Annotated in this window: 28 protein-coding genes and 2 riboswitches; of the genes, 23 read left to right on the top strand and 5 right to left on the bottom strand. The window is 39.4% G+C overall.

Annotated elements, in window-relative coordinates; genetic code table 11:
* Nucleotides 1-8: 8 nt before the first annotated feature.
* The gene (locus IGJ37_RS10715; protein WP_002356327.1) at nucleotides 9-584 is read right to left on the bottom strand and encodes a DUF805 domain-containing protein; all 576 of its coding nucleotides are present in this window, start codon (nucleotides 582-584) and stop codon (nucleotides 9-11) included.
* A gap of 165 nt (nucleotides 585-749) precedes the next feature.
* Here IGJ37_RS10715 and IGJ37_RS10710 point away from each other — a divergent pair, with 165 nt between their 5' ends.
* From IGJ37_RS10710 to IGJ37_RS10675, 8 genes are all read left to right on the top strand, one after another.
* Entirely contained in the window at nucleotides 750-1,520 is a 771-nt protein-coding gene (locus IGJ37_RS10710; protein ID WP_002356329.1) for an alpha/beta fold hydrolase, read from the top strand.
* An 87-nt stretch (nucleotides 1,521-1,607) separates the two neighbouring features.
* Entirely contained in the window at nucleotides 1,608-2,150 is a 543-nt protein-coding gene (locus tag IGJ37_RS10705) for a 5-formyltetrahydrofolate cyclo-ligase (RefSeq protein ID WP_252671539.1), read from the top strand.
* A 10-nt stretch (nucleotides 2,151-2,160) separates the two neighbouring features.
* Nucleotides 2,161-2,871: a rhomboid family intramembrane serine protease gene (locus IGJ37_RS10700; RefSeq protein ID WP_002362481.1), complete on the top strand. Its 711-nt coding sequence runs from the start codon at nucleotides 2,161-2,163 to the stop codon at nucleotides 2,869-2,871.
* A 17-nt stretch (nucleotides 2,872-2,888) separates the two neighbouring features.
* The gene (locus IGJ37_RS10695) at nucleotides 2,889-3,107 is read left to right on the top strand and encodes a YqgQ family protein (protein ID WP_002356332.1); all 219 of its coding nucleotides are present in this window, start codon (nucleotides 2,889-2,891) and stop codon (nucleotides 3,105-3,107) included.
* Nucleotides 3,108-4,079 carry an ROK family glucokinase gene (locus IGJ37_RS10690; protein WP_002356333.1) on the top strand — a complete coding sequence of 324 codons (972 nt, stop codon included), beginning with the start codon at nucleotides 3,108-3,110 and terminating at the stop codon, nucleotides 4,077-4,079.
* Nucleotides 4,080-4,094: 15 nt separating this feature from the next.
* Nucleotides 4,095-4,493 carry a rhodanese-like domain-containing protein gene (locus IGJ37_RS10685; RefSeq protein ID WP_002356334.1) on the top strand — a complete coding sequence of 133 codons (399 nt, stop codon included), beginning with the start codon at nucleotides 4,095-4,097 and terminating at the stop codon, nucleotides 4,491-4,493.
* A gap of 121 nt (nucleotides 4,494-4,614) precedes the next feature.
* Nucleotides 4,615-4,965, top strand: a complete 351-nt coding sequence (locus IGJ37_RS10680) for a DUF488 domain-containing protein (protein WP_002365077.1) — start codon at nucleotides 4,615-4,617, stop codon at nucleotides 4,963-4,965.
* A 13-nt stretch (nucleotides 4,966-4,978) separates the two neighbouring features.
* Entirely contained in the window at nucleotides 4,979-6,817 is a 1,839-nt protein-coding gene (locus IGJ37_RS10675) for an FAD/NAD(P)-binding protein (protein WP_016615804.1), read from the top strand.
* A gap of 162 nt (nucleotides 6,818-6,979) precedes the next feature.
* Here IGJ37_RS10675 and IGJ37_RS10670 read toward each other — a convergent pair whose 3' ends face one another.
* Complete coding sequence (locus IGJ37_RS10670) at nucleotides 6,980-7,147, bottom strand: DUF3042 family protein (protein ID WP_002356337.1); 168 nt, start codon at nucleotides 7,145-7,147, stop codon at nucleotides 6,980-6,982.
* Nucleotides 7,148-7,414: 267 nt separating this feature from the next.
* Between IGJ37_RS10670 and galE the strand changes: the two genes are divergently transcribed.
* The 8 genes from galE to thiD all read left to right on the top strand — a co-directional run bounded on the left by galE (nucleotide 7,415) and on the right by thiD (nucleotide 14,931).
* Nucleotides 7,415-8,407, top strand: coding sequence for a UDP-glucose 4-epimerase GalE (galE, locus tag IGJ37_RS10665; protein WP_002388439.1), 993 nt, complete (start codon nucleotides 7,415-7,417; stop codon nucleotides 8,405-8,407).
* Nucleotides 8,388-9,638 (top strand): UDP-glucose--hexose-1-phosphate uridylyltransferase, encoded by a 1,251-nt coding sequence (locus tag IGJ37_RS10660; protein ID WP_002380784.1) that lies wholly within the window; start codon nucleotides 8,388-8,390, stop codon nucleotides 9,636-9,638. The genes galE and IGJ37_RS10660 overlap by 20 nt, the downstream gene beginning before the upstream one ends.
* Nucleotides 9,639-9,709: 71 nt before the next feature.
* On the top strand, nucleotides 9,710-11,470 hold the full coding sequence (gene dnaX / locus IGJ37_RS10655) for a DNA polymerase III subunit gamma/tau (protein WP_002356340.1): 1,761 nt from the start codon (nucleotides 9,710-9,712) through the stop codon (nucleotides 11,468-11,470).
* A 20-nt stretch (nucleotides 11,471-11,490) separates the two neighbouring features.
* Nucleotides 11,491-11,805, top strand: coding sequence for a YbaB/EbfC family nucleoid-associated protein (locus IGJ37_RS10650; protein WP_002384048.1), 315 nt, complete (start codon nucleotides 11,491-11,493; stop codon nucleotides 11,803-11,805).
* A gap of 147 nt (nucleotides 11,806-11,952) precedes the next feature.
* A riboswitch (TPP riboswitch) is annotated at nucleotides 11,953-12,041 on the top strand.
* A 140-nt stretch (nucleotides 12,042-12,181) separates the two neighbouring features.
* Nucleotides 12,182-12,670, top strand: coding sequence for an energy coupling factor transporter S component ThiW (gene thiW, locus IGJ37_RS10645; RefSeq protein WP_002356342.1), 489 nt, complete (start codon nucleotides 12,182-12,184; stop codon nucleotides 12,668-12,670).
* Nucleotides 12,654-13,472: a hydroxyethylthiazole kinase gene (locus IGJ37_RS10640; RefSeq protein ID WP_325815111.1), complete on the top strand. Its 819-nt coding sequence runs from the start codon at nucleotides 12,654-12,656 to the stop codon at nucleotides 13,470-13,472. The genes thiW and IGJ37_RS10640 overlap by 17 nt, the downstream gene beginning before the upstream one ends.
* Nucleotides 13,469-14,104 (top strand): thiamine phosphate synthase, encoded by a 636-nt coding sequence (thiE, locus tag IGJ37_RS10635; protein WP_002359423.1) that lies wholly within the window; start codon nucleotides 13,469-13,471, stop codon nucleotides 14,102-14,104. The genes IGJ37_RS10640 and thiE overlap by 4 nt, the downstream gene beginning before the upstream one ends.
* On the top strand, nucleotides 14,101-14,931 hold the full coding sequence (gene thiD, locus IGJ37_RS10630; protein ID WP_002362487.1) for a bifunctional hydroxymethylpyrimidine kinase/phosphomethylpyrimidine kinase: 831 nt from the start codon (nucleotides 14,101-14,103) through the stop codon (nucleotides 14,929-14,931). Before thiE ends, thiD begins: the two co-directional genes overlap by 4 nt.
* A gap of 93 nt (nucleotides 14,932-15,024) precedes the next feature.
* Here thiD and IGJ37_RS10625 read toward each other — a convergent pair whose 3' ends face one another.
* The gene (locus IGJ37_RS10625) at nucleotides 15,025-15,381 is read right to left on the bottom strand and encodes a winged helix-turn-helix transcriptional regulator (RefSeq protein WP_002356348.1); all 357 of its coding nucleotides are present in this window, start codon (nucleotides 15,379-15,381) and stop codon (nucleotides 15,025-15,027) included.
* Between the two features lie 144 nt (nucleotides 15,382-15,525).
* Between IGJ37_RS10625 and IGJ37_RS10620 the strand changes: the two genes are divergently transcribed.
* Nucleotides 15,526-16,716, top strand: coding sequence for an MFS transporter (locus IGJ37_RS10620; RefSeq protein ID WP_325815110.1), 1,191 nt, complete (start codon nucleotides 15,526-15,528; stop codon nucleotides 16,714-16,716).
* A 49-nt stretch (nucleotides 16,717-16,765) separates the two neighbouring features.
* Here the strand turns inward: IGJ37_RS10620 and IGJ37_RS10615 are convergent, their stop codons facing one another.
* Together IGJ37_RS10615 and IGJ37_RS10610 are read right to left on the bottom strand one after the other, a co-directional pair.
* Entirely contained in the window at nucleotides 16,766-18,127 is a 1,362-nt protein-coding gene (locus IGJ37_RS10615) for an MFS transporter (RefSeq protein ID WP_002362334.1), read from the bottom strand.
* 163 nt (nucleotides 18,128-18,290) lie between these two features.
* Nucleotides 18,291-19,076: a TraX family protein gene (locus IGJ37_RS10610; RefSeq protein ID WP_002356353.1), complete on the bottom strand. Its 786-nt coding sequence runs from the start codon at nucleotides 19,074-19,076 to the stop codon at nucleotides 18,291-18,293.
* Between the two features lie 178 nt (nucleotides 19,077-19,254).
* Nucleotides 19,255-19,345: riboswitch (TPP riboswitch) on the top strand.
* Between the two features lie 104 nt (nucleotides 19,346-19,449).
* Between IGJ37_RS10610 and IGJ37_RS10605 the strand changes: the two genes are divergently transcribed.
* The 6 genes from IGJ37_RS10605 to tmk all read left to right on the top strand — a co-directional run bounded on the left by IGJ37_RS10605 (nucleotide 19,450) and on the right by tmk (nucleotide 24,305).
* Nucleotides 19,450-20,013, top strand: a complete 564-nt coding sequence (locus IGJ37_RS10605; protein ID WP_002359429.1) for an ECF transporter S component — start codon at nucleotides 19,450-19,452, stop codon at nucleotides 20,011-20,013.
* Nucleotides 20,010-21,368 (top strand): ABC transporter ATP-binding protein, encoded by a 1,359-nt coding sequence (locus tag IGJ37_RS10600; protein ID WP_002392851.1) that lies wholly within the window; start codon nucleotides 20,010-20,012, stop codon nucleotides 21,366-21,368. Before IGJ37_RS10605 ends, IGJ37_RS10600 begins: the two co-directional genes overlap by 4 nt.
* Nucleotides 21,359-22,012, top strand: coding sequence for a CbiQ family ECF transporter T component (locus tag IGJ37_RS10595; RefSeq protein WP_325815109.1), 654 nt, complete (start codon nucleotides 21,359-21,361; stop codon nucleotides 22,010-22,012). Before IGJ37_RS10600 ends, IGJ37_RS10595 begins: the two co-directional genes overlap by 10 nt.
* An 11-nt stretch (nucleotides 22,013-22,023) precedes the next feature.
* Nucleotides 22,024-22,686: a thiaminase II gene (tenA, locus tag IGJ37_RS10590; protein ID WP_252671542.1), complete on the top strand. Its 663-nt coding sequence runs from the start codon at nucleotides 22,024-22,026 to the stop codon at nucleotides 22,684-22,686.
* Nucleotides 22,687-22,861: 175 nt separating this feature from the next.
* Entirely contained in the window at nucleotides 22,862-23,458 is a 597-nt protein-coding gene (gene recR, locus IGJ37_RS10585; RefSeq protein WP_002356363.1) for a recombination mediator RecR, read from the top strand.
* Nucleotides 23,459-23,666: 208 nt separating this feature from the next.
* On the top strand, nucleotides 23,667-24,305 hold the full coding sequence (gene tmk / locus IGJ37_RS10580) for a dTMP kinase (protein ID WP_002356366.1): 639 nt from the start codon (nucleotides 23,667-23,669) through the stop codon (nucleotides 24,303-24,305).

Here is a 24,305-nt window from a genome sequence, read left to right as displayed (position 1 = left end):
ACTTTTCCTTACTTCACTTCTTTGTAACGGAAGAAGAAGCGTAAGACGCTATTTTGGCTAGTTGTTGTTAGTTTATCTGTCGGTAAGACTGTTAGTAAGAAGAAAAACAGACTAATCACAAGAGTGAAAAATAAGAAGACGGGACTGCCACCTGTTATCACAGTATCTGTTTGAACATCATATTTCAGTGTTGACATAACAGAGAAAACTTGTGTATAGCTACAGGCAATAGAAAGTAGATATAAAACAAGCACGCCCCAACCTGTCATCCCAGCATCACGATAACGACGTACACACATTGCCCACGTTGGTAATAATAAAGCTAACCATAAAACAAGTGCAAAAAGCATCAACGGTAATAAGTTTCCAAAATCATAGGTTTCAAAATATTCAGCTGCTAAAATTGCTGACACGGCTTTGCCGACAATGGCAATATAAAAAATAAGTGCTAAAATGCTTAATACCAATGTCATCCACCAATAACCAGCACGTGTGGTCCGACCTTTAAAATCAACATATCCACGAAAATAATCTTTAAAAGCTTGTCCAAATGTTACTTTACCTTTTTCCTCAATTTTAACCATAAAAACACCCCTTTGTATTTAATAAAATGATTATAACGGAAAGTAATAAAATAGGAAAATGCGAATTCGCATATTTTGTGGTTTTTTTGATAAATCATATAAAGAGCAGGTTTTATCAAAAAACGGTAAAATAAGAGAAGATATTTTATAATGGAGGAATCATGAATGAAAATCAGTATTAGACATCGCTACATAGCAAAAATTCCAGCATTAGAAGTGACAACAGAAGAGCAAAAAAACGAAGCATTACCTTTAATTGTTTACTATCATGGTTGGCAATCAGCTAAAGAATTATCTTTAACACAAGCAAGAAAATTAGCACACGAGGGGTTTCGGGTCATTTTACCAGATGCCATGAACCATGGAGAAAGAAAAACAGGACCTATTTCCACGATTCCATCGATTACATTTTGGAGTAGCATTCAATATAATTTGATTGAATTTCCAGTAATTATCCATCATTTTCATAAATTAGGGTTGATTAAAGAAAATTGGATTGGCGTGGGTGGTGTATCCATGGGCGGTATTACTACCAGCGCTCTTATGACCCAACATCCTGAGATTCAAGCTGCCGCTTGCTTAATGGGAACACCCTATCCGGCGCGCTATATTCAGCGAGTGATTCAACGGGCGAAAGAATTTGCTATTTTTGTACCTAAAGACTTGCCACTGTTGCTAAGTTGGGTACATCAATACGATTTATCACAAACGCCAGAAAGACTACAAGAACGACCGATGCTGTTTTGGCATGGAACGGAAGATGAAAAAATTCCCTATGAAGACATGGCTGATTTTGAACAATTAGTGTCTGGGAAAACGTATGCGAGAAATACGCAATTTATAACGGAAATCGGTGAGCGGCATTTAGTGAAAGGAGAAACAATGGATTTGGTTGTTGACTTTTTTAAAGAAGCGTCAAAAACGTTAGAAAAATAACGGGATTTTTCAAAGAGAAAAGGGGAATCAGCTTGTTTTTTAAGAACACTTTCTATAAACTTAACAGAAAAGGGGTTGAAGGTGTACATGGAGAAAAATAAGTTGAGAAAAGTGGGCTTAACTGCCCTGGAATGGCTAAAACAACATCCAGAAATTAAACAACATAAAGAATCAAGTCTCTATGAACAGTTGTTTGCTAGTCAGCAATGGCAACAAGCACAAACAATCGGAATGATTCGGTCGTTACCGCTAGAATTATCAACACAGCCAATTTTCGAACGGGCCATGCAAGAGGGCAAGCAAGTGGCGGTGCCGCGAACATTTAAAAGAGGCAAAATGCACTTTTATCAAGTTTTTCCAGAGACGGTTTATGACACCAGTGCATTTGGCGTGGAAGAACCTCCGTTAACAGCGGCAGAAATAACAGCTACAGCAATTGATTTATTGATTGTGCCAGGGATTGTTTTCAATCGTGCTGGCTATCGAATAGGCTTCGGCGGTGGTTTTTATGATCGTTATTTGGAACATTTTTCGGGCCATTCATGTAGTTTAGTTTTTAGTGAACAACTCCATGAACAATGGCAACCAGAAGCGTTTGATCAGCCAATCGAACAATTATTTATACAATAGGAGGAATGGAATGAATTATCAAACAGAAATGAAATTGAAACGGCTAAAAAATCAGCCGTTCATTACGTATGCCCTTTTAGGTATTTCAATCATTGTTTTCCTTGGATTGGAATTAACTGGAGGATCAGAAAATATTTTAAACTTAGTTAATTGGGGAGCAATGGTTCGTCCACTGGTAGCTCAAAATCATGAATACTGGCGGTTTATCACGCCAATGTTTCTTCACATTGGGTTTATGCATATTATTTTGAATATGGTTACTCTTTATTATATCGGCGCACAGGTTGAGGCAATTTATGGGCATTGGCGCTATTTGGGAATTTATTTATTGAGTGGGATTGCTGGAAATATCGCCAGTTTTGCCTTTGGGACACCCAACAGTGTCTCAGCGGGTGCTAGTACAGCGCTTTTTGGTTTGTTCGGCGCATTTGTTATTTTAGGACGCCATTTTAGAGACAATCCAGCGATTATGTATATGGTGCAACGCTATTCAATGTTTATTGTGATTAATTTGTTATTTAACTTGTTTAGTAGCTCTGTAGATATGATGGGTCATGTTGGCGGTCTAATTGGTGGACTATTAGTAGCGACGGCTTTTGCTGTTCCAAATCGTGAAGAAGCATTTAATAAGCACGAGCGAATTATGGCCACGTTAATTTTTATTTTTCTTGTCGTAATTTGTCTGTTATTGGGTTTTAAAAAATACGGTTTACCTGTATAATAAGGAAGTGTTTTCGTATGGAAACGTTATATGATGTACAACAACTTTTTAAACAGTTTGGGATGTATATTTATGTCGGTGCACGGATTTATGATATTGAGTTAATGATGATTGAATTAAAAAAATTGTATGAAGGTCAATTGGTAGACCGAGATACGTATTTACAGGCCCGGCATATTTTGCAAAGAGAGCATCGAATAGAAGAATCTAGAGGGAAGCAGAAAGGAATCGACTAAATGGATAAGAAGATTATTGGGATTGATTTAGGTGGAACGACCATCAAATTTGCTATTTTAACAACCGATGGCGTTGTTCAACAAAAATGGAGTATTGAAACGAATATTTTAGAAGATGGCAAGCATATTGTGCCATCAATTATTGAAAGTATTCGTCACCGTATAGATCTTTATAATATGAAAAAAGAAGATTTTGTGGGAATTGGTATGGGAACACCAGGAAGTGTCGACATTGAAAAAGGAACTGTTGTAGGTGCCTATAATTTAAACTGGACGACTGTACAGCCTGTCAAAGAACAAATCGAATCTGCTTTAGGAATTCCGTTTGCCTTAGATAATGATGCCAATGTTGCCGCTTTAGGTGAGCGTTGGAAAGGCGCGGGGGAAAACAATCCCGACGTGATTTTTATTACTTTAGGAACAGGTGTCGGCGGAGGCATTGTTGCAGCGGGAGAATTGCTCCACGGTGTTGCTGGCTGCGCTGGTGAAGTTGGGCATGTGACGGTTGATCCTAACGGCTTTGACTGTACCTGTGGGAAACGTGGCTGTTTAGAAACTGTTTCTAGTGCCACTGGTGTCGTTCGTGTTGCACGTCATTTATCAGAAGAGTTTGCAGGTGACTCTGAACTGAAACAAGCGATTGATGATGGACAGGATGTTTCAAGTAAAGACGTTTTTGAATTTGCCGAAAAAGGCGATCATTTTGCTTTAATGGTTGTGGATCGTGTTTGCTTCTATTTAGGCTTAGCCACAGGAAACTTAGGCAACACGTTAAATCCAGATAGCGTGGTTATCGGTGGAGGTGTTTCTGCAGCAGGAGAATTTTTACGTAGTCGTGTCGAAAAATATTTCCAAGAATTTACCTTCCCGCAAGTTCGAAATAGTACAAAAATCAAATTAGCAGAGCTAGGTAATGAGGCCGGCGTCATTGGTGCCGCTTCACTAGCATTACAATTTTCAAAAGAGAAATAGAGAGGGCTTTTTAGAATGAGTATTTTATGGGTAATCAATGGCATTTTGCTAGTTATTGTACTAGCGATGGTATTCAATGAATTATATTTGAAAATTATGGTGAAACGTTCAGCAAAAATGCTGACGGAAGAAGAATTTAAAGAAACAATGCGTAAAGCACAAGTGATTGATGTTCGTGAGAAAGATACATTTGATGCTGGGCATATTTTAGGGGCGCGCAGCATGCCATACAGCATGTTAAAAACAACAATTGGTTCTCTTCGTAAGGATCAACCTGTTTATCTTTATGATCAGAAGAAAGCTTTAAGTATCCGAGCAGCTAATTTATTACGCAAAAATGGCTATACTGATATTTATATTTTAAAAGGCGGCTATGATGGCTGGACTGGGAAAGTGAAAAAGAGAAATAGTTAATAACAAAAAGAGTTGGTCTTCATTGAGACCAACTCTTTTTGTATAGGAAAGCTTAATAGAGATGTTGCTTTTTGTCAGTCCTCACTTTTTGAGCTACAATAAAGAGAAGAGGTGAAGGCAGATGATTCAAATCAAGCGAGCATATGAAGCACCGACAGAGCAAGATGGCTACCGTGTTTTAGTTGACCGTATTTGGCCACGAGGAAAATCCAAGGAATCTGAAAAGTTAGATGAATGGCTCAAAGAAGTGGCCCCAAGTACAGAGCTACGGAAATGGTTTAATCATGAAGTAAATAAATATCCCGAGTTTAAACAAAAATACCAAGAAGAATTGAAACATGAGCCAACTGCCACAGCGTTTAAGCAGTTACAGACGATTGTAAAAAATCAGCCAGTAGTCACGCTGGTCTATGGGGCGAAAGATACAGTGCATAATCAAGCGGTTGTCTTAAAAGAATTATTAGAAAAATAGAGTAGGTGATTGGATGAAAATTGCAATTGTAGGTGCTGGACCCAGAGGCTTATCAGCTGCAGAACGAGTCATTGAATGGGCTCGTAAAACGGAAATAAATGTTCAGCTCACGTTGTTTGATCCATACGGTCCAGGTGGGAAAATTTGGCGAGCAGAGCAACCTAATTATTTATTAATGAACACCGTGATTAGTCAAGTCACTTTATTTACAGATGAATCTTTTAGTGGCGAAGGACCAATTGTCAAGGGCCCCACTCTCTATGAATGGACCCAAACAGAAGCTGCGCAGTACATTCAACAGCAACAACCCTATAATTATCTTGAGTTGTTGAAAGAATGTCATCGCCTTGGACCGAATGATCACTGCTCGAGGGCTTTTTATGGCATGTACCAAAAATGGTTTTATACGTATTTAGCCACGAGGTGTAACGAACAAACATCGCTGACGTTTTTTAAAGAGCCAGTAACTGCTGTGCGGGCAGGAGAGGATAACTATTATGTGTATACTCAATCCATTGAGTTTACGGCAGACAAAGTAATTTTAGCTTTGGGTCACCAAGAAAATGAATTAACGACTGTTGAACAAGAGCTGGCGGACTACGCCAAGGAGCATCGTTTGTTTTATTCTTCTCCTAAAAATGCGGCGGATGCTTTATTGGCACTTGCCAATATACCTGCAAAACAACCCGTTGTGTTAAAAGGCTTAGGTTTGGCATTTTTTGACTATTTATCTGCCTTGACGATTGGCCGCGGGGGTGTTTTTTCTCGTCAAAATGGCCGCTTACGTTATGAAACTTCTGGAAGAGAGCCTATTATTATTGCTGGTTCTGGTCGCGGTTTTCCTTCTCATCCTCGAGGGATTAATCAAAAAGGCTACGGGGAAGCCTATCAGCCTGTTTTTTTAACCGAAACGTATTTAGCTGAATGTCGTAAAAAAGGACAGGTTACAGGCGCAGAGTTTTTTGGGTATTTAAAAAAAGAAGTGGAATATGTGTATTACACTTGCTTAATCGAAGAAAAATATCCGCATCTTTCTAAAGAGGCCTTTCAACAGCTGTTTATTCAAACCAAGGGAGCGCCGGAAAGCTTAGCCCACTTTGAAAAACAAGATTGGTTTGATTGGCAAGCGTTAGAACATCCTGAAACAAAGAAAACCACTCATGAAAGTTTTCGTTCGTTTTTACTAGAGTATTTAAAATGGGATATTCAAGAAGCAGAGAAAGGCAATCTTAGCGGTCCTTTGACCACTGCTTTAGACAGTTTAAAAGATTTAAGAGATCAGATTCGCTTTGTTTTGGATGAGGGGTTATTAACGAATGACGAGAGTCAAAAGTGGTTGTGGCATTGGTTTACCCCGTTGAATACCTTTTTGTCAGTGGGACCTTCTGTTGAAAGAACAGAAGAGCTACAGGCGTTAGTTGAACTGGGATTAGTCACGATTCTGGGGCCAGAAATGCGTGTCGAAATGAAAGCGGGTCAATTTATTACTTATGCTAATTTGTTTCCGGAAAATCGGTATAATAGTCACTTTTTAATTGAAGCACGCATTCCCAAAGTTAATAATGAAAAAAGTTTGAATCCTTTAACGAGGCAGTTGTTAGCCGATAAGCTAGCTACGCTCCATCAACTGGCATTAGCTGATGGTCAAATAGTCAAAACAGGCGCACTCTTGATTGTGCCTGCCACGAATCAAGTCATCACAAAAGGTGGACAGGTGGCGACAGGCCTTTTTAGTTGTGGTATTCCAACAGAAGGTATTCATTGGTTAACAGCCGCTGCAGCTCGTCCTGGTGTGGATCCTTGGAATATGCGTGATATGGATCGGATTGCTGCCACTATTTTTAATAGTTAAGAAAAATAGTCAGCTCCTTTGGTAAAAAAGAAAGCATAACAAGTGGTCATCCATCAAAGCGATGGATGACCACTTGTTATGCTTAAGAGAATCAACAGAGCCAGAAGCGCTCCTGTTGATTTCTTGCCGTTAGATTTTTTATCTCAACGTCACAGCTATTTTTTAACGTGCAATACGTTTACGCATCGCTTTTTTACGGTTTTCTTCAATCATATCTTCTTTTTCTTCAATTGGATCAATGACTGTTTTTTTAATAGTTGTAGCCACACCGGCTAAAGCAGCAACTGTGATAGCAGTACCGACTAACATACCTGATACAAATTTTTTCATCGTTCATTCCTTCTTTCAAATTGTATTTGTTTCTATTATGACGGAAAAAAGCAAAAAAATCCAATAGTTACAATGATTTTTCATAAACTCTACGACTAATTTAGAGATTTGTTAAAATTTACCAAGTCTTTTCTGTATTTTGATAGGAAAAATGAATAAGGAGAAATGGCCAAATTAAATCCTGTTTACAAAATGAAATAATTCAGAAGTAAACCTTATTTAATGGTACAATAGAAAAAGAAATTAGAGAGAAAAAGGAGCGTATTTATGTCTATTTTAGTATTAGGTGGCGCAGGCTACATCGGCTCACATGCCGTCGATCAATTAATTTCAAAAGGATATGCCGTTGTGGTTGTTGATAATTTATTAACGGGGCATCGTTCAGCAGTTCATGAACAAGCGACTTTCTATGAAGGCGATATTCGTGATAAAGCTTTTTTACGTAGTGTCTTTGAAAAGGAATCAATTGAAGGGGTGTTGCACTTTGCGGCCAATTCTTTAGTAGGAGAATCCGTGGAGAAACCGTTAATGTATTTCAATAACAATGTTCACGGCACTCAAATTGCCTTGGAAGTCATGCAAGAATTCGGAGTGAAACACATTGTTTTTTCTTCCACAGCGGCCACTTATGGCGAACCAAAAGCAATGCCTATTACAGAAGAAACCCCAACGAATCCTAAAAATCCGTATGGGGAAAGTAAATTAATGATGGAAAAAATCATGAAATGGTGCGACAACGCTTATGGAATGAAATATGTTGCTTTGCGTTATTTTAATGTTGCAGGAGCAAAAAAAGATGCCTCAATTGGTGAGGATCACACGCCAGAAACGCATATTGTGCCAATTATTTTACAAGTGGCATTAGGCCAACGAGCAGAGCTAAGTATTTTTGGGGATGATTATGATACACCAGATGGCACGTGCATTCGAGATTATGTTTATATTGAAGACTTGATTGCAGCACATATTTTGGCTTTAGAATATTTGAAAAATGGCGGCGAAAGTGACGTCTTTAACCTGGGAAGCAACAACGGCTATTCTGTTAAAGAAATGTTAGATGCTGCTCGCGAAGTGACAGGTCAAGAAATTCCTGCGACAATCGCGCCACGCCGAGCAGGGGATCCTAGTACGTTAATTGCTTCTAGTGAAAAAGCCAAACGAGTTTTAGGCTGGCAACCAGAAGTAACTGAGGTCAAGGATATTATCGCCACCGCTTGGCAATGGCATCAAGCTCATCCACATGGATATCAAGAAAAGTAATAGGAGGAATGAATCGATGACCACGAGTCAAATGATTGCCGATTTTACCACACTTGCTATTCAAGCAGGTGGTTGGATGGAATTGGATCGCTTATATCTTCAGAACCGTTTATTATCAATGATTGGTGAACAAGAATTAGGCGAAGTAGACATACGGCCTGTGGCAACACCCGCCGCTGATTTGGCGGAACAATTGTGTCAAGTTGCGAGTGCCAACCAACTTGTAAAAACAGAGCAACAAAAAGAACAGTTCATGGTGCAATTGATGGATTTGTTAACACCGCCACCTTCTGTGGTTAATGCTTTTTTTGCACAACATTATGCCAAAGAGCCACAAGAGGCTACCGAGTATTTTTACCAACTTTGTCAAAAAAACGGTACGGTCATTGAACAGGAAGAACCTGTTGTTTTTTCAACAGTCTATGGTGATTTTTTAGCAAATAAGGTCCACAGTGAGGCGTCAAAAGCAACGCTCTCTGCACAAAGCTATCCCCGCTGTGAATGGTGCATGGCAACAGAAGGCTACCAGGGAAGTCAGCAATTTCCTGCGACTACGAACCATCGAGTGATTCGAATGAACTTAGATGGCGAAAGCTGGGGGTTTTCCTTTGTAAAACAGGCACAATATCAGCAACAAGGTGTGATTGCGTTTGAAAAACATCAGTCAGCGAAACGTTCAATTAAGACTTTTCAGCAATTGTTGAAAATTGTTGAGGTCTTTCCTCATTATTTTGCTGGGATTGATGCTGACTTTGAACAAAATGAGCATGTCTATTATCAAACGGGTTTGCAACAATTTCCATTAGCCGAAGCGAGCATTTCAGAATATGTTGAGTTAGCTAACTATCCTTTAATCAACGCAGGAATGGTGAATTGGCCAGTTGCGACATTTCGCCTAGAGGGACCGAATGCGTCAGAAGTTGCCCAAGCCGCAAATGATATTTTTGAGCAATGGCAAATGCTAAAACTGCCAACGGATGAGATACAAATCGTTGCCCGACGAAAAGAACTTTTATATGTCATGGACTTAATTTTTAGTCGACCTCAAGCAAAGCCTTCGTTAACGTTAGCAGAAGTCCAAGGTTTAACGACTTGGAACAACCAGAAAACGCAGGCACTTGAAACTGTCGCTTCAGCGTATCAACAGCGATTAAAAGAAGCCAGTGCGTTTGCAGAAACAAGTGAAGGAAAAGCGGCTTTTTTAGCAATGGTTGCGCCAGTGACTCATTAAAAGAAAAAAGATGCCGAATGACTAAAAATCACGTATAATAGATAAGAATGAAAAATAAGGGAGGGTAAAAAATGGCTTATCAAGCACTTTATCGGGTCTGGCGTTCACAACGTTTCGATGACGTAGTAGGACAAAAAGCAATTACTCAGACACTGAAAAATGCGATAGTGCAAAAGAAAACATCTCATGCCTATTTATTTACTGGCCCTCGTGGTACAGGTAAAACCAGTGCCGCAAAAATTTTCGCTAAAGCGATTAACTGTAAACATAGTCAAGATGGTGAACCTTGTAATGTTTGTGAAACCTGTGTAGCCATTACGGAAGGTCGTTTAAATGATGTCATTGAAATTGATGCGGCGAGTAATAATGGCGTGGAAGAAATCCGTGATATTCGTGATAAAGCAAAGTATGCACCGACACAAGCCGAGTACAAAGTTTATATTATTGATGAAGTTCATATGCTATCAACAGGCGCGTTCAATGCACTTTTAAAAACCTTGGAAGAACCGCCACAAAATGTTATTTTTATCTTAGCAACGACTGAACCACACAAGATTCCGTTAACGATTATCTCACGGACGCAACGCTTTGATTTTAAGCGAATTAGTACGCAAGATATCGTCGATCATATGGCCCATATCATGCAGGAAATGGCTCTCGATTATGAGGAACAAGCCCTTTATGTGATTGGGCGTGCTGCGGAAGGTGGGATGCGAGATGCCTTGAGTATCTTGGATCAAACGATTTCATTTAGTGATGAAAAAGTAACACTGGAAGATGCAATGCAAGTGACAGGCAGCCTAACCTATGAAATGATGGATCATTATATTCAGTGTTGTGTCGCCGGTGATGTTGAACGAGCATTAGAAGGTTTGGAAAGTATTTTAGGCGAAGGCAAAGAAGCGCGCCGTTTCTTAGAAGATTTGTTATTATATTGTCGAGATTTGCTGATGTATCAGCAAGCACCGAAGTTATTAGCAGAAAAAGCAGGCACTTTGACAGAAGCATTTAAGGAACTAGCTACACAAACACCTGCTGAAAAAATCTACCAACTAATCCAAATTTTAAGTGACACACAAAATGAGATCCGCTTTACCAACAATGCGAATATCTATCTGGAAGTAGCCACTGTCAAATTAGCTAAAACGGTGCAACCCAATAAACACAACACGCCAGAAACAGCTAATCAAGATGGTAGTGCAGAGGGAAATCCAGAATTAGCAGATTTACAAAATCAAATCGGGCAACTGAAGAAAGAACTGGCTGAATTAAAGAAACACGGTGTAGCTGCCAAAGAAGCAGATGCGCCACGTCAACAAGCACGACCACAAGCGCCAAAAAGTTCGTTCCGTGTACCCACAGAACGCGTATATCAAGTCCTAAACGAAGCGACTAGAACACATTTAATGAATGTGAAAAATGTCTGGGAAGACTTACTGCAAACATTATCTGTGACTCAACGAGCGATGCTCAAAGCTAGTGAACCTGTCGCAGCGAGTCCTAAGGGCATCGTGGTGGCATTTGACTATGAGATTGTTTGTGCTCGTGCAACAGACGATGAAGAGATGCAGTTAGCTTTCAATAATAATTTAAGCCGTTTGATGGACTATACACCAGAGATGGTCTGCATTACTAGAGAAAGCTGGCCAAAACTAAGACAAAGTTTTATTAACCAAAATCAGGGCAGTTTGAATCATTCTGAACCTGAAAATGAAATGGCTCGTCTAGCGGACGAACCGCCTGTAACAAATGAACATTCACAAGAAAATCCAGTAGTAGATGAAGCAATCGCTATGTTTGGTGAAGAGCTTGTCGAAGTACTAGATGATTAATATGAAGGAGTCGAGGAATTATGATGCGAGGAATGGGCAACATGCAAGGCATGATGAAACAAGTACAAAAAATGCAAAAAGAAATGGCCAAAGCGCAAGAAGCGCTAAATGAAAAAGAATTTATCGGTGAAGCCACCAATCAACTTGTGACAGCGACATTTACTGGTGATCGCACAATGAAAGATTTGATCATTAAAGAAGACGTGGTTGATCCTGAAGACGTTGATATGTTACAAGATTTAGTCATTATGGCTGTCAACGATGCGTTAGTAAAAATTGAAAAAGAAACCGAAGCAACTTTAGGTAAATATACCAAAGGAATGCCAGGATTCTAAAAAATAAGACAAACGAAAGTATGAAAAACATCATGCCCAAAAAATCGAACTTTTTGGGCATGACGTTTTTTCTGTTTTTGTGGGAAAACTCTTTGGCAATTTTAGTAGTCGCTTCCAAAAAACTATGCTATACTAAAGCCAATTGAAGAGAAACATTTGGGGTGCTATTAGCTGAGATTATACCCATGGAACCTGAAACAGTTAGGACTGGCGCAGGGAAATGTCTTGAAATTTTGACCGATTATTGCACCCAACTACGTTTATTTGTGGTTGGGTTTTTCTGTCTTTTTCAGTCGCGCCTCCTTTTGCTTCTCGCAGAAAGGAGTTTTTTTACGTGGAAAAAAATCGAATCCACAGAGTTACGTTACTGGCTTTAATGATTGCGATGGATGTCGTATTATCGCCGTTAATGCGAATTGAGGGAATGGCTCCTATGTCCAGTGTCATGAACATTATTGCCGGAGTTTTATTAGGTCCTCTTTATGGAACGCTCATGGCACTTGTCTGCGGCTTGATCCGTATGACATTCTTAGGTATTCCGCCATTAGCGTTAACAGGTGCCGTCTTTGGCGCATTTTTTGCTGGTTTATTTTATCAATGGGGACAAAAATTAGGCTGGTCGATGCTAGGGGAAATTTTTGGTACAGGCATCATTGGCTCGTTATTGTCCTATCCTGTAATGGTTTGGTTTACTGGCAGTAAGCAGAATTTTTATTGGTTCATTTATACACCACGATTTATTGGTGCCACACTGATTGGTTCAGTGATTGCTTGGCTTGTCTTAGTAAAACTGAAAGAAACTCGGGTATTTAAACAAACACAGGAATTATTTTTGGGAGGGTACTTTTATGAAAACAAGCGTTAAGTTTGAAACGATTTTTCCACTGACAACGGCACCATTAATTCAGTGCATTACGAATGAAATTACGTGTGAATCTATGGCGAATGCATTACTTTATATTGATGCTAAGCCCATTATGGCAGATGATCCACGGGAATTTCCGCAGTTGTTTCATCAAACCAGTGCCTTGGTTTTGAATCTAGGCCATTTATCACAAGAACGAGAGCAGAGCTTGTTAGCAGCTAGTGATTATGCTCGGCAAGTGAGTAAACCGACCGTAGTCGATTTAGTCGGTTATGGCGCCAGTGATATTCGAAATGAAGTTGGGGAAAAGCTGGTGCACAATCAGCCAACCGTTGTGAAAGGGAATCTTTCAGAAATGCGGACTTTTTGCCAGTTGGTGAGTCATGGCCGAGGAGTGGATGGCAGCCATTTGGATCAAAGTGAAGAAGCAATTGACGAGCTGATTCAAGCTTTACGTCAACAAACACAAAAGTTTCCCCAGACGGTATTTTTAGCAACAGGGATTCAAGATGTTTTGGTTAGCCAAGAGCAAGTGATTGTCTTACAAAATGGCGTTCCTGAGTTGGATTGTTTCACTGGCACGGGCGATTTAGTCGGCGCATTAGTTGCCGCTTTATTAGGTGAAGGCAACGCGCCAATGACTGCGGCAGTAGCCGCAGTGAGCTATTTTAATCTTTGCGGAGAAAAAGCCAAGACTAAGAGCCAAGGGCTGGCCGATTTTCGCCAAAATACGTTAAATCAGTTATCTCTTTTAATGAAGGAGAAGGATTGGTTTGAGGCGGTGAAAGGACGAGTGCTATGAGAGAGCAATTGAAAGTTTATTTGGTGACAGGCCGGTATGATTTTAGTGATACTAAATTTTTAAACCGAATTGAAACTGCTTGTCGCAGTGGAGTAACATTGGTCCAATTGCGCGAAAAGGAAGTGTCAACACGGCGCTTTTACGAATTAGCAGTGAAAGTTAAAGCGGTAACAGATGCGTATCAGATTCCGTTGATTATTAATGATCGTGTCGATATTTGCTTGGCAGTGGATGCAGCAGGTGTGCATATAGGGGATGATGAATTACCGGTTGCTCTTGTGCGAAAACTGGTTGGGTCCACAAAAATCGTAGGTGTTTCAGCCAAAACGGTGGCACGAGGAGTTGAAGCGGAAAACGAGGGCGCCGATTATTTAGGCGTGGGCGCAATTTTCCCCACAACGACTAAGGACAGTCCGTTAACTTCTTTGCAGACACTTTCTGAAATTGCCGCAGCAGTCACGATTCCTGTTGTAGCGATTGGTGGAATCAAAGAAGAAAATATAGAACAACTTATGGGAACGGGAGTGGCTGGTGTTTCACTGGTCAGTGAAATTATGCTGGCTGAACAGATAACCGAGAAAGTTCAAGGGTTGATGCGTGTAACGGAGCGAATGTTGGAGGCGAGAAAATGACCGAATATAATTTGACACCACAAGTAGTCACGATTGCTGGTTCTGATTCTGGTGGGGGAGCTGGCATGCAAGCAGATTTAAAAACATTTCAAGCACGGCAGGCATTTGGCTTAAATATTGTCATTGCATTGACGGCACAAAATACGTATGGCGTACAAGATAGCTTACCGATTCCTAGTTCATTTATTGATGCACAATTTCAATCACTGGCGGCTGATTTTAAAATTGGGGCAGCGAAAACGGGGATGTTAGCAGATAGTGAGCGTGTCGAAGCTGTCGTTCGTAATTTACAGAAAGTTGATTTTGGTCCGTTGATTGTCGATCCTGTAATGGTGGCTAAAGGTGGACATCATTTGTTAGAAGCCGAGGCAGTTCAAACAATTAAAGAGCAACTGTTGCCACTAGCAACGGTCGTGACACCTAATTTACCAGAAGCGGAAGTTTTACTAGAGACGACCATCAAGACAGAGCAAGAAATGCAGACCGCAGCAAAAAAATTACAACAATTGGGCACAAAAAATATTATTATGAAAGGCGGACATAGCACAAATCAACAAGCGGCTGATTATGTGTTAATGGAAGACGGTTCGAGCTTTTGGCTAAGTGCACCACGAATTGTAACGAAAAATACTCATGGAACAGGAGATACTTTTTCAGCGTGTATCGCAGCCGAATTAGCAAAAGGTACGCCGTTAGAAGCGGCGATTGTGATTGGCAAACAGTTTATACAAGGGGCCATTAGCCAAGCAATTTCTGTTGGACATGGCCACGGACCCACTAATCATTGGGCCCAATTAACGCAAGATATTCAAGTTATTAAAGCATAAGAAGAGCCTGGGGAAAAATCATTTTAGATTTTTCCCCAGGCTCTTAAATAGCTTAAAGCTCTTTTTTGATATAGTTTATAAACGTTTTATTCACTAATCTTCACATTTTAAATAAATTTCTTGGCCTTGTTCTTGCAAATGAGCCACGTGGGATTCTCCCCAATTACATAAGTTATCTAAGACAGCAGAGAGGCTTTGACCATAATCGCTTAAATAATATTCGACTTTTGGTGGAACTTGGTTGTAAACTTTCCGCTCGATAATGTTGTCTTCTTCGAGTTCCCGTAATTGTTGTGTCAGCATTTTTTGACTAATGCCAGTAATGCCGCGTTTTAAATCGCTGGGGCGCATGGCGCCGTGCCGTAAATTACACAGAATAATTGGTTTCCATTTACCGCCAATAACATCCATCGTTGCTTCGACACCAATCGCATATGTACGAGTTTCCAAAAAACATTCCTCCTTAATAGGTTGATAATAAACAAAAGTTACTAAAAGGTACCTATGATACAAAAAAGTAGGTACTTATCAAAATTTCAATCTTAGTATATAGTAATTTTTGTTGAAATTCAAATGTTTTTTAGGAGGAAGAGAATGGAAAAGAAAATTTCACCAAATTTAACGCTCTTTGCATTAGCTATCAATGCTTTCGCAATCGGTTCAACAGAATTTATTAGTGTGGGTTTATTACCAATGATTGTTAAAAGTTTTCATATTAGTCTTTCCCAAGCAGGTTTGACTGTTTCTTTATACGCTTTAGGTGTGACGATTGGGGCGCCGTTATTAACAATTTTGACAGGAAAATGGAATCGTCGCTCATTAATGCTAGGGATTATGATTCTTTTCATTAGTGGGAATTTAATTGCTGCATTTGCGCCAACGTTTATTATTTTATTGATAGGGCGGATACTTTCTGCATTGGCGCATGGTATTTTCATGTCTATTTCGACTGTCATCGCCGCAGATGTTGTGCCGCCGTCACGTCGAGCCAGTGCCATTGCTATTATGTTTACGGGCTTAACGGTTGCAACAGTGACTGGCGTACCTTTAGGGACGTTTATTGGGCAACAAACAGCTTGGCATATGTCCTTTCTTTTTATAGCCAGTATTGGCTTGGTGGGACTGATTGCTAGTTATTTTTTAGTTCCCAAAAATTTACCGATACCAGGGAAGGTTGACTTAAAAGGAATCACGCGGATTTTTACGAACAAACCCCTCGTTTTATCTTTTCTAATTACTGCTTTTGGTTATGGTGGAACGTTTGCTGCATATACGTACTTGTCACCGTTATTGGAAAATTTAGGCTTTTCAGCCAACGCGGTAGTGATTATTTTAGTTGTTTATGGCGTAATGGTCGCAATTGGCAATACAGTAGGTGGTCACTGGGCAAATAAAAAACCCTTAGATTCGTTAGTAAAAATGTTTAGCTTATTAATTCTGTCCTTAGTCTTTTTATTTATTACTGTTTTAATGGATAACAGTCTTCTAGGCTTATTAGCAAGTTTGATGTTGGGTCTATTTGCCTTTATGAATGTACCTGGTTTACAACTATATGTTGTAGAATTAGCGGAAAAGTATGTTCCAGAAGATATCACTTTGGCCTCAGCTTTTAATATTGCAGCCTTTAATATTGGGATTACCGTTGGCTCAATGACAGGTGGGGTGGTCACAGATCATTTATCAGTAACATATACACCGATTTTTGGTGGTTTTATCGTGTTAATTGCTGTCTTGTTCGTACTTTATATTCGGAAGCAAGAAGAACAAAAAAACAACTATCTTTAGAAAACTAAAAAAAGCAGCTGGTCACTATGGAACTGACCAGCTGCTTTTTTTAAGCTTTTTTGCGGAAATAATTCCAGCAAGCAATTAAAACAATTACTAATAAGGTTAACAAGAAAATCAGAGAAATGAGGGAGCCCATCGTTGTCCCCTGAGCAAAATTATCTGCGTGGTCTTGAGCGATATTAATAATCGTCGCTACAATGGCCGTCGCAATAGCGCCAGAAAATTGTTGAAGTGTATTAAATAACGTATTGCCGTCGCCAAAATCTTTCTCCTCTAACAAGCTCATACCAGTCGTCATCATATTACTGTATGCAAAACCTAGACCAATCATATAGGTAACATGTCCAGCGACGAATCCTAATAAAACAGGCATCTCTAGTAAAATTGTTAAAGCTAGCCAACCGATTGTCGCCAAACTTAAGCCAAATAATATAGGTTTTTTAGCGCCGTATTGATCCAACACTCGTCCAGAAAGTGGTGCCAAAATGGCCCCGACTGTAGCACCTGGCAGCATGACTAGCCCAGCTACAAACGCATTTTTTCCAAGGACGATTTGAACAAAGTTTGGTAAGACAAAGGAAATACCTAACAATAAGAATTGACAAACTAAAAAGCCACATAAAAATAAAACGAAGGCGGGATTTTTTAAAATTGTCAAACGAACTAGTGGCTGTTCAGCGGTCGTTGCTCGTTTATAAAAAATAACAAAGCCAATAACGGCTGCCAGAAGTGAAAGCCAGCCAAACAATGTGCCAATTTTACTTAAAAACATCAACAAACCACTAAATAACAGGGCAATACCAATTAAACTAACCAAATCAAGAGTGGTGGTTTTTTTAACAGGTATTTCTGGAATAGCAGATAATCCCATAAACAAAGAAAGTAGTAAAACAGGAATTAAGAATAAAAAGATGGCGTGCCAAGACAGGGAAGATGTTAAGATTCCACCATACGTTGGACCAATGGCTGGAGCAATTGAAGTGGTCAATGTGCCTACCCCCATCATCGTTCCTCGTTTTTCCAGCGGGGTAAAGTTCAAAATAATATGAAACATCAGTGGCAAAGCAATCCCAGTGCTAGCCCCTTGGAAGAGTCGGCCTAATAACAAGATACTGAAAGATGGCGAATAGACATCAATCGCTAAACCAATCAAAAAGAAAAGATTCGCAACAATAAATAAGCGTCTTAACGAATAGGTTTTTAATAAATAATTGGATAAGGGCACCATGATAGAAATAACTAATAAATAAATCGTTGTCACCCACTGCACGGTACCGGTGGAAACACCAAATTCCTTTGTTAATGTCGGAAAGGTTACATTCATTGCTGTTTCAATTAATACGCCAGCAAAAGACATAATTCCTGTCGCTAAAACGGCAGGGAATAATCGTACGTTTTTTTGTTCCATTTAATCACCTCTATAGTTTTCATTTTTTCGTAAAAAAATAGAAGCAGTTTCTATAAGAATAGAAACCGCCTCTCTCTCGACACGCAACTTGCGTGTTATCTGTACGATTTGTTTACATGTTGCATTGTAAACAGTTTTTAGGCAATCGTCAAGCAGAAAATAATTAACGTTGCATGAAGAAACTAATAATTGCAAAAATAGCAATGTGAGCTGGATAGAAAATATAAAAGAAATTCCGCATGCCACGGCCTTTTTCACCATTATAAAGAACAATTGGAATCGCTGCTAAAATCATCATCCATTGGTGGTTCACCCCGAATAGTTCTTGGAAATTATAGCTGGCTGCTGAAATCAACGCAACAACGCCAATTGCTGAAATTTGTAACCACTTTTTGCCATGGAATAAATAAAAAGCTACGGCCAAGAGAACAAATAAAAACCCACCTTCTGTCATCATTAGTGATGGCACAATCAGATTGAAAATTTGGAAACCAATTAAGATAGCAGGGTTGCTTAATATGTCTGGAGAACTAAAAACAACGAGAGGTAGAGCACTGATTAATAAAGGCACAATAAACCAAAGAAGCCCTTTACCAATTTGTTTTTGTTTAAAATAGTCCATAGACTGCATGTAGACCGTACCTAAAAATAACGTCCCAAAAATATTATTGATAATTAAGCCACCTGTTGAAAAATACGCATTTAAAATGCCGTTCAGAATCCCCATAATCCAGAAGCCTAACAATAACCGGAACATGTATTTTCGCCGATTGCTTGTGTGAATGAAGCCTTCAGAACTTTCAAATAAGAAAATAGGTGCAGCAATTCGTCCAATCCATCCGAACCAACCAGGCACGCCTAAAAAACTAAAAAATTGCAATAGATGGTCAAAGACCATTGAAATAACCCCAATGACTTTCAAATGAAAGCCAGTTAATGTTTTACCCATAGTATAAACGCCTCTCTTTCATAAAGAACAATATAACAAAGTCCAGAAAAACCAACCATTTATTTGCCTAACAGTTATCTTACAAAATTGTTTGATTTCTTCAGCTTTTGATGAAAGAAAAAAGTGCCAAGACTAGTTTTTATAATTATTCTATGCTATAGTAAAAGTACATTTTAATAAAAAACATTTGGGGTGCTGTTATGGCTGAGATGATACCCATTGAACCTGATGCAGTTAGTACTGTCGCAGGGAAATGCCGATTTACTTTGATTTTTCACGCACTCATTCTGTCCTAGGATGAGTGTGTTTTCTTTTATCAGGGTTTATTTAAGTCACTCCTTTTGCTTTTTGTTAAGAGAAAGGAGTTTTTTTATTGAAAAAATGGTCATTGCAACAAGTCGTCTTACTCGCTTTTTTAGCCTTTTTGTTTGGCGGTGTTTTTATGGGGGCAGGATTCCTCTATGCGTTATTGAATGCTGCGCTGTTACCATTAGGACTGAGTCCATTTGCCAATGAGCTTTTATTTGGAATGTGGACCATGGTGGCACCAATTGCAGCGATGCTGATTCCACGAGCGGGAAGTGCTGTTTTGGCGGAAGTTTTAGCCGCTTTGGCAGAAATGCTTTATGGTTCGTATTTCGGACCTAGTGTATTAATTTCTGGTGTGATTCAAGGCCTAGGTAGTGAAAGTGGCTTTTTTGTGACACGCTACAAACGGTACGATACACTAACGTTATTTTATAGTGCGATTGGGACGACTATTTTTAGTTATGTGTATGAATACTTTAAGTTTGGTTATGGCAATTACGGTCTGGGGATGAACATTGCTTTAATTAGCGTTCGGTTCGTTTCTATTTGTTTCTTTGGTATTTTCTTAACGAAAGTTATTTTACGAATGTATCAGTCTGCGCAAGGGTTAGCTGTGAAGGCAAAATGAATAGTATCCAATTAAAAGCTGTGTCTTTTTCACGAGAACAACCCTTGTTTGAAAAGACAAATTTAGCAATTCCTCAAGGAACGTTTTCCTTATTAATTGGCGATAGTGGTAGTGGAAAATCAACGCTCTTACGATTGATTGCCGGATTTGCTCCGCTTGATTACCAAGGAGAAATTTTGATTGAAGGAATGGAACGCCGACAATTATCAACTCGTGAAAAGGCGCAAAAAATTGGCATGCTGTTTCAAAACCCCAGTCAACAATTTACAATGAAAACCTTGGAACGAGAACTGATTTTTGCTTTAGAAAATCTAGGAATCCCGCCTGAAGAAATGAATCGAAAAATCCAAACAGCGCTTCAACTTGTTCAGACTCAAACCTTATTCACACGAGAATTAGCGACGTTATCTGGTGGTGAAAAACAAAAAGCGGCGTTGACAGTTCTGCTAGCAATGAACCCAGATATTCTTTTATTAGATGAACCTTTTGCAAGTATTGATCCAACCTCTCGAAAACAATTTATTCAAATTTTAGCAAGACTCCATCAAGCAGGCAAAACGATTTTGGTGTGCGACCACGATTTCAGCGATTACGCTGATGTTGTGGACCAAGTCGTCACGTTGAAAAATGGCCAGTTTGAAAAGCAACCGTTGACGTTTATCAAAACAAAACCGCAGACATTTCAGCTTACAACTTCTGTGGTAAAACAACCAATGCTCCAATTGAAAAATTTTCGTTTGTCTCAGGGAAAACGAGTGCTACTTGAAGAAAAAGAAGCGCTTTTTTTTAAAGGAATTACCACGTTGACGGGGCCAAATGGGGCGGGGAAATCCACCTTATTAAAAGCCATCGTTCAGAGACAAAAATATCAAGGAAAAATGTTCTTGGCGGGCCGCCGCTTGCGGGCTTCAAAAAAATTGTATCAACACATGACATTAGCGGTGCAACAAGCCAATCGTCAGTTTGTCACGTTGACTTTACGAGAAGAGCTTTTGTTTGGTCAGAACATGACAGCAGAAAAAAGAAGAAAACAAGAGGAAGCCTTAACTTTTTTAGGTTTAAAAGAAAAACTAGAGCACAGTGTTTTTCAACTAAGTGAAGGGCAAAAAAAGATGGTGCAATTAATTAGTTTGCTGAGCTTAGATTTGGACTGTTTACTTTTAGATGAACCTTTTGCTGGATTAGATGAGCGAGCATGCAATTATTTTGTTGAATGGATCAAAGAAAAAAGTGCGCAACAAGATTTTCTAATCGTCACGCATCGGCTAGAACCTCTCTCTGGCGTGAGCAATTACCGAATAGAATTGCTGCAGCAACAACTGATTATCTGGCAGGAGGGAACCACATGCAAATAAAGCAAACAAATGCAGCAATTTATGCTTCTTTGATTCTTATTTTGACCTTTGAATTATCTTTTTCTCAGTCAATTTTGGCAAATTTGGCGGTTTTTATGGGTTGTGTCATTTTTTTAATAGGCCAGCGAAAATCCCGCTTACTGCTTTGGTTATTTTTCTTGCCACTTTTACCAGCAATCGGGACGTTTTGGTCTATTTATTTGCATGGTACGAGTAGTCAACAAGCCTGGCTTTTGTTTAGTCGAACGTATGCCTTTGCCGGTTTAGGACTAGCTTTTGCTGTAGGCGTTGATTTTGAAGAATTATTGTTGTTATTGGAACAAAAGGGGCTAGCACCAAACTTTGTTTATGGAATTTTAGTGGTGGTTCACGCCTTACCGGAAGTGAAAAGAGAAATTAATGATTTAAAAGAAGCAAGCCTACTCCGTGGCAAAACGTTTCATTTTTGGTCGCCGATGCTTTATGTTAAAACACTGCTCGTTGCTGTTTCTTGGCGAGATAAATATACGGAAGCAATGTCTGCCCATGGCTATGAAGAAGGAGCCACCAGAAGTCGAAAAGAGCATTTTGTGTCAGCAAAAGTCAGTATGGGGCTTGCTATTTTGATCATCATTTTTACAAATTTGTTTATTTTTCTAACGTAAAGGAGAAACCTATGACATTTACAGAACAAGCCAAAGAACAAGCGCAAGCTTCTTGGCAAGGAAGTTTTCAGCATCCTTTTATCACAGAGTTACATGAAGGAACCTTGAGTCCAACGATTTTTCGCTACTATTTAATTCAAGATCATTACTATTTAAAACACTTTAGTCAACTTTATCGCTTGATTGCGGCACAAACGCAACAATCTCGATTGAAAAAATTACTCTTAACAAATGCGGAAAATCTCGCGTTGGGCGAATTAGCTATTCGTGAAACTTTTTTTGAAGAACTAGCGATTACGGAAGAAGAAGTTGCAGCGACACCGATTGCACCAACCGCTTATCACTATGTTTCTCATATGTATCGCCAACTTATTGAAGGAACGCCTAAGACGGCCGCAGCAAGTATGTTGCCTTGTTCTTGGCTCTATCAAGAAATTGGTGCACAGTTAGTCAAACAACACTCACCAGAGCCACTGTACCAACGTTGGATTGAAACCTATGCTGGGGAGGAAGCGTACCAACACGTCCAAGAGGAACGCCAACTGTTAGACCAATTATATGAAGAAAGTTCACCACAAGAACAAGCAGCTATGATTACCGCTTTTGTTATCAGCAGTGAGATGGAATACGCTTTTTGGGAAATGGCCTATACACACGAAACCTGGATTGGTTAATACAAAAACAAGTCGTTTAGTGCTCGTAACTAACGACTTGTTTTTGTATTAGAAAGCAGTAATTGTCAGTTGCTTTTTTGACAGGGCGTGATAAGATATTCAGTGACGCAAAATCTGTTGTAACTCGCTCAGTAATAACAGAAACGCCTTGCTAAGAAAGGACTGTAGAAGCCTCATGAATTATCCAGAACCGATTGCAAAATTGATTGAAAGTTATATGAAATTACCAGGAATTGGTCAAAAAACAGCGACACGGCTTGCTTTTTATACAATTGATATGAAAGAAGAAGATGCTAATGCTTTTGCAAAAGCGCTAATTAGTGTCAAGAGAGATCTCCATTTCTGTAGTATTTGCGGAAATATTACTGAAGAAGATCCTTGTGAAATTTGCCAAGATAAAAATCGTGACCGTAGTATTATTTTAGTAGTGGAAGAACCAAAAGACGTTATGGCAATGGAAAAAATGCGTGAATATCAAGGTTTGTATCACGTACTCCACGGGGTGCTTTCACCGATGGAAGGAACAGGACCAGAAGATATTAATATTGCCTCTTTGATCAAACGATTGCATGATGATGAAGTGAAAGAGGTCATTATAGCAACAAACGCTACCACTGAAGGAGAAGCGACGGCGATGTATTTATCACGGCTCATTAAACCAGCTGGAATCACCGTTACTCGTTTGGCACACGGCTTGTCTGTCGGCAGCGATATTGAATATGCAGATGAAATAACCTTGCTAAAAGCAGTCGAAGGGCGTCGAGAAATTTAAAAGAAACATCGTTGGAAAAAGAAGTTGAAATCGAAGTAGGTCGTTTCTGTGAGAAAATGTCGCAGTTCAAGCTTTTCCGTACTTCTTTTTCAGTTTCTTTTTTTCAGCGGATGCATCACTTTAAATAGGACATAAGGATTTCAATTAGACTGATAGAGCAAGATGAAGTATAATAGATACAAGTAAAAATTGATTGGAGTTTTCGCACGTGCAGGGTATTTTTATCACATTTGAAGGTCCAGATGGCGCTGGTAAAACCAGTGTTTTGAAGGAAGTTTCTGAAAGATTAGCTAAAGAGTCAAAACGAAAAATTGTCACTACAAGAGAACCAGGCGGCATACCGATTGCCGAAAAGATTCGAACAGTTATTTTAGATCCAAGAAATGACAGAATGGATGAGCGAACAGAAGCTTTACTTTACGCAGCTGCTCGTCGTCAACATTTAGTGGAAAAAATCTTGCCAGCTTTGGAAGCAGGTCATTTAGTCCTATGTGATCGTTTTGTTGACAGCTCATTAGCCTACCAAGGCGCTGGGCGTAGAATTGGGATTGCCCCCATTGCTTCAATTAATGCGTTTGCGACAGAAGGTGTCTCACCAGATTTTACAATTTATTTAGACGTTGACTCAGATACTGGCTTACGGCGGATTCAAGAAAATCGAACACAGCAAATTGATCGCTTAGATTCAGAAGGATTAGAATTTCATCAACGTGTTCGTCATGAATATTTGAAATTAGCAGAAGAAAATCCACAACGTATCAAAAAGATTGATGCACGGATGAGTTTAGAACTTGTCGTAGAAGCAACGTATCAGGCGATTATTGAACGTTATCCAGAAAACTTTTAA

The sequence above is a fragment of the Enterococcus sp. AZ104 genome (assembly GCF_050546705.1).
Taxonomy (GTDB): Bacteria; Bacillota; Bacilli; order Lactobacillales; family Enterococcaceae; genus Enterococcus; species Enterococcus faecalis.
Note: the sequence above shows the minus strand (reverse complement) of the source record. Positions and strands in the feature narration are given on the sequence as shown.

Coding starts and splice junctions, on each gene's coding strand:
- IGJ37_RS10715 (WP_002356327.1), bottom strand. CDS start 584: ATGGTTAAAATTGAGGAAAAAGGTAAAGTAACATTTGGACAAGCTTTT.
- IGJ37_RS10710 (WP_002356329.1), top strand. CDS start 750: ATGAAAATCAGTATTAGACATCGCTACATAGCAAAAATTCCAGCATTA.
- IGJ37_RS10705 (WP_252671539.1), top strand. CDS start 1,608: ATGGAGAAAAATAAGTTGAGAAAAGTGGGCTTAACTGCCCTGGAATGG.
- IGJ37_RS10700 (WP_002362481.1), top strand. CDS start 2,161: ATGAATTATCAAACAGAAATGAAATTGAAACGGCTAAAAAATCAGCCG.
- IGJ37_RS10695 (WP_002356332.1), top strand. CDS start 2,889: ATGGAAACGTTATATGATGTACAACAACTTTTTAAACAGTTTGGGATG.
- IGJ37_RS10690 (WP_002356333.1), top strand. CDS start 3,108: ATGGATAAGAAGATTATTGGGATTGATTTAGGTGGAACGACCATCAAA.
- IGJ37_RS10685 (WP_002356334.1), top strand. CDS start 4,095: ATGAGTATTTTATGGGTAATCAATGGCATTTTGCTAGTTATTGTACTA.
- IGJ37_RS10680 (WP_002365077.1), top strand. CDS start 4,615: ATGATTCAAATCAAGCGAGCATATGAAGCACCGACAGAGCAAGATGGC.
- IGJ37_RS10675 (WP_016615804.1), top strand. CDS start 4,979: ATGAAAATTGCAATTGTAGGTGCTGGACCCAGAGGCTTATCAGCTGCA.
- IGJ37_RS10670 (WP_002356337.1), bottom strand. CDS start 7,147: ATGAAAAAATTTGTATCAGGTATGTTAGTCGGTACTGCTATCACAGTT.
- galE (WP_002388439.1), top strand. CDS start 7,415: ATGTCTATTTTAGTATTAGGTGGCGCAGGCTACATCGGCTCACATGCC.
- IGJ37_RS10660 (WP_002380784.1), top strand. CDS start 8,388: ATGGATATCAAGAAAAGTAATAGGAGGAATGAATCGATGACCACGAGT.
- dnaX (WP_002356340.1), top strand. CDS start 9,710: ATGGCTTATCAAGCACTTTATCGGGTCTGGCGTTCACAACGTTTCGAT.
- IGJ37_RS10650 (WP_002384048.1), top strand. CDS start 11,491: ATGATGCGAGGAATGGGCAACATGCAAGGCATGATGAAACAAGTACAA.
- thiW (WP_002356342.1), top strand. CDS start 12,182: ATGATTGCGATGGATGTCGTATTATCGCCGTTAATGCGAATTGAGGGA.
- IGJ37_RS10640 (WP_325815111.1), top strand. CDS start 12,654: ATGAAAACAAGCGTTAAGTTTGAAACGATTTTTCCACTGACAACGGCA.
- thiE (WP_002359423.1), top strand. CDS start 13,469: ATGAGAGAGCAATTGAAAGTTTATTTGGTGACAGGCCGGTATGATTTT.
- thiD (WP_002362487.1), top strand. CDS start 14,101: ATGACCGAATATAATTTGACACCACAAGTAGTCACGATTGCTGGTTCT.
- IGJ37_RS10620 (WP_325815110.1), top strand. CDS start 15,526: ATGGAAAAGAAAATTTCACCAAATTTAACGCTCTTTGCATTAGCTATC.
- IGJ37_RS10615 (WP_002362334.1), bottom strand. CDS start 18,127: ATGGAACAAAAAAACGTACGATTATTCCCTGCCGTTTTAGCGACAGGA.
- IGJ37_RS10610 (WP_002356353.1), bottom strand. CDS start 19,076: ATGGGTAAAACATTAACTGGCTTTCATTTGAAAGTCATTGGGGTTATT.
- IGJ37_RS10600 (WP_002392851.1), top strand. CDS start 20,010: ATGAATAGTATCCAATTAAAAGCTGTGTCTTTTTCACGAGAACAACCC.
- IGJ37_RS10595 (WP_325815109.1), top strand. CDS start 21,359: ATGCAAATAAAGCAAACAAATGCAGCAATTTATGCTTCTTTGATTCTT.
- tenA (WP_252671542.1), top strand. CDS start 22,024: ATGACATTTACAGAACAAGCCAAAGAACAAGCGCAAGCTTCTTGGCAA.
- recR (WP_002356363.1), top strand. CDS start 22,862: ATGAATTATCCAGAACCGATTGCAAAATTGATTGAAAGTTATATGAAA.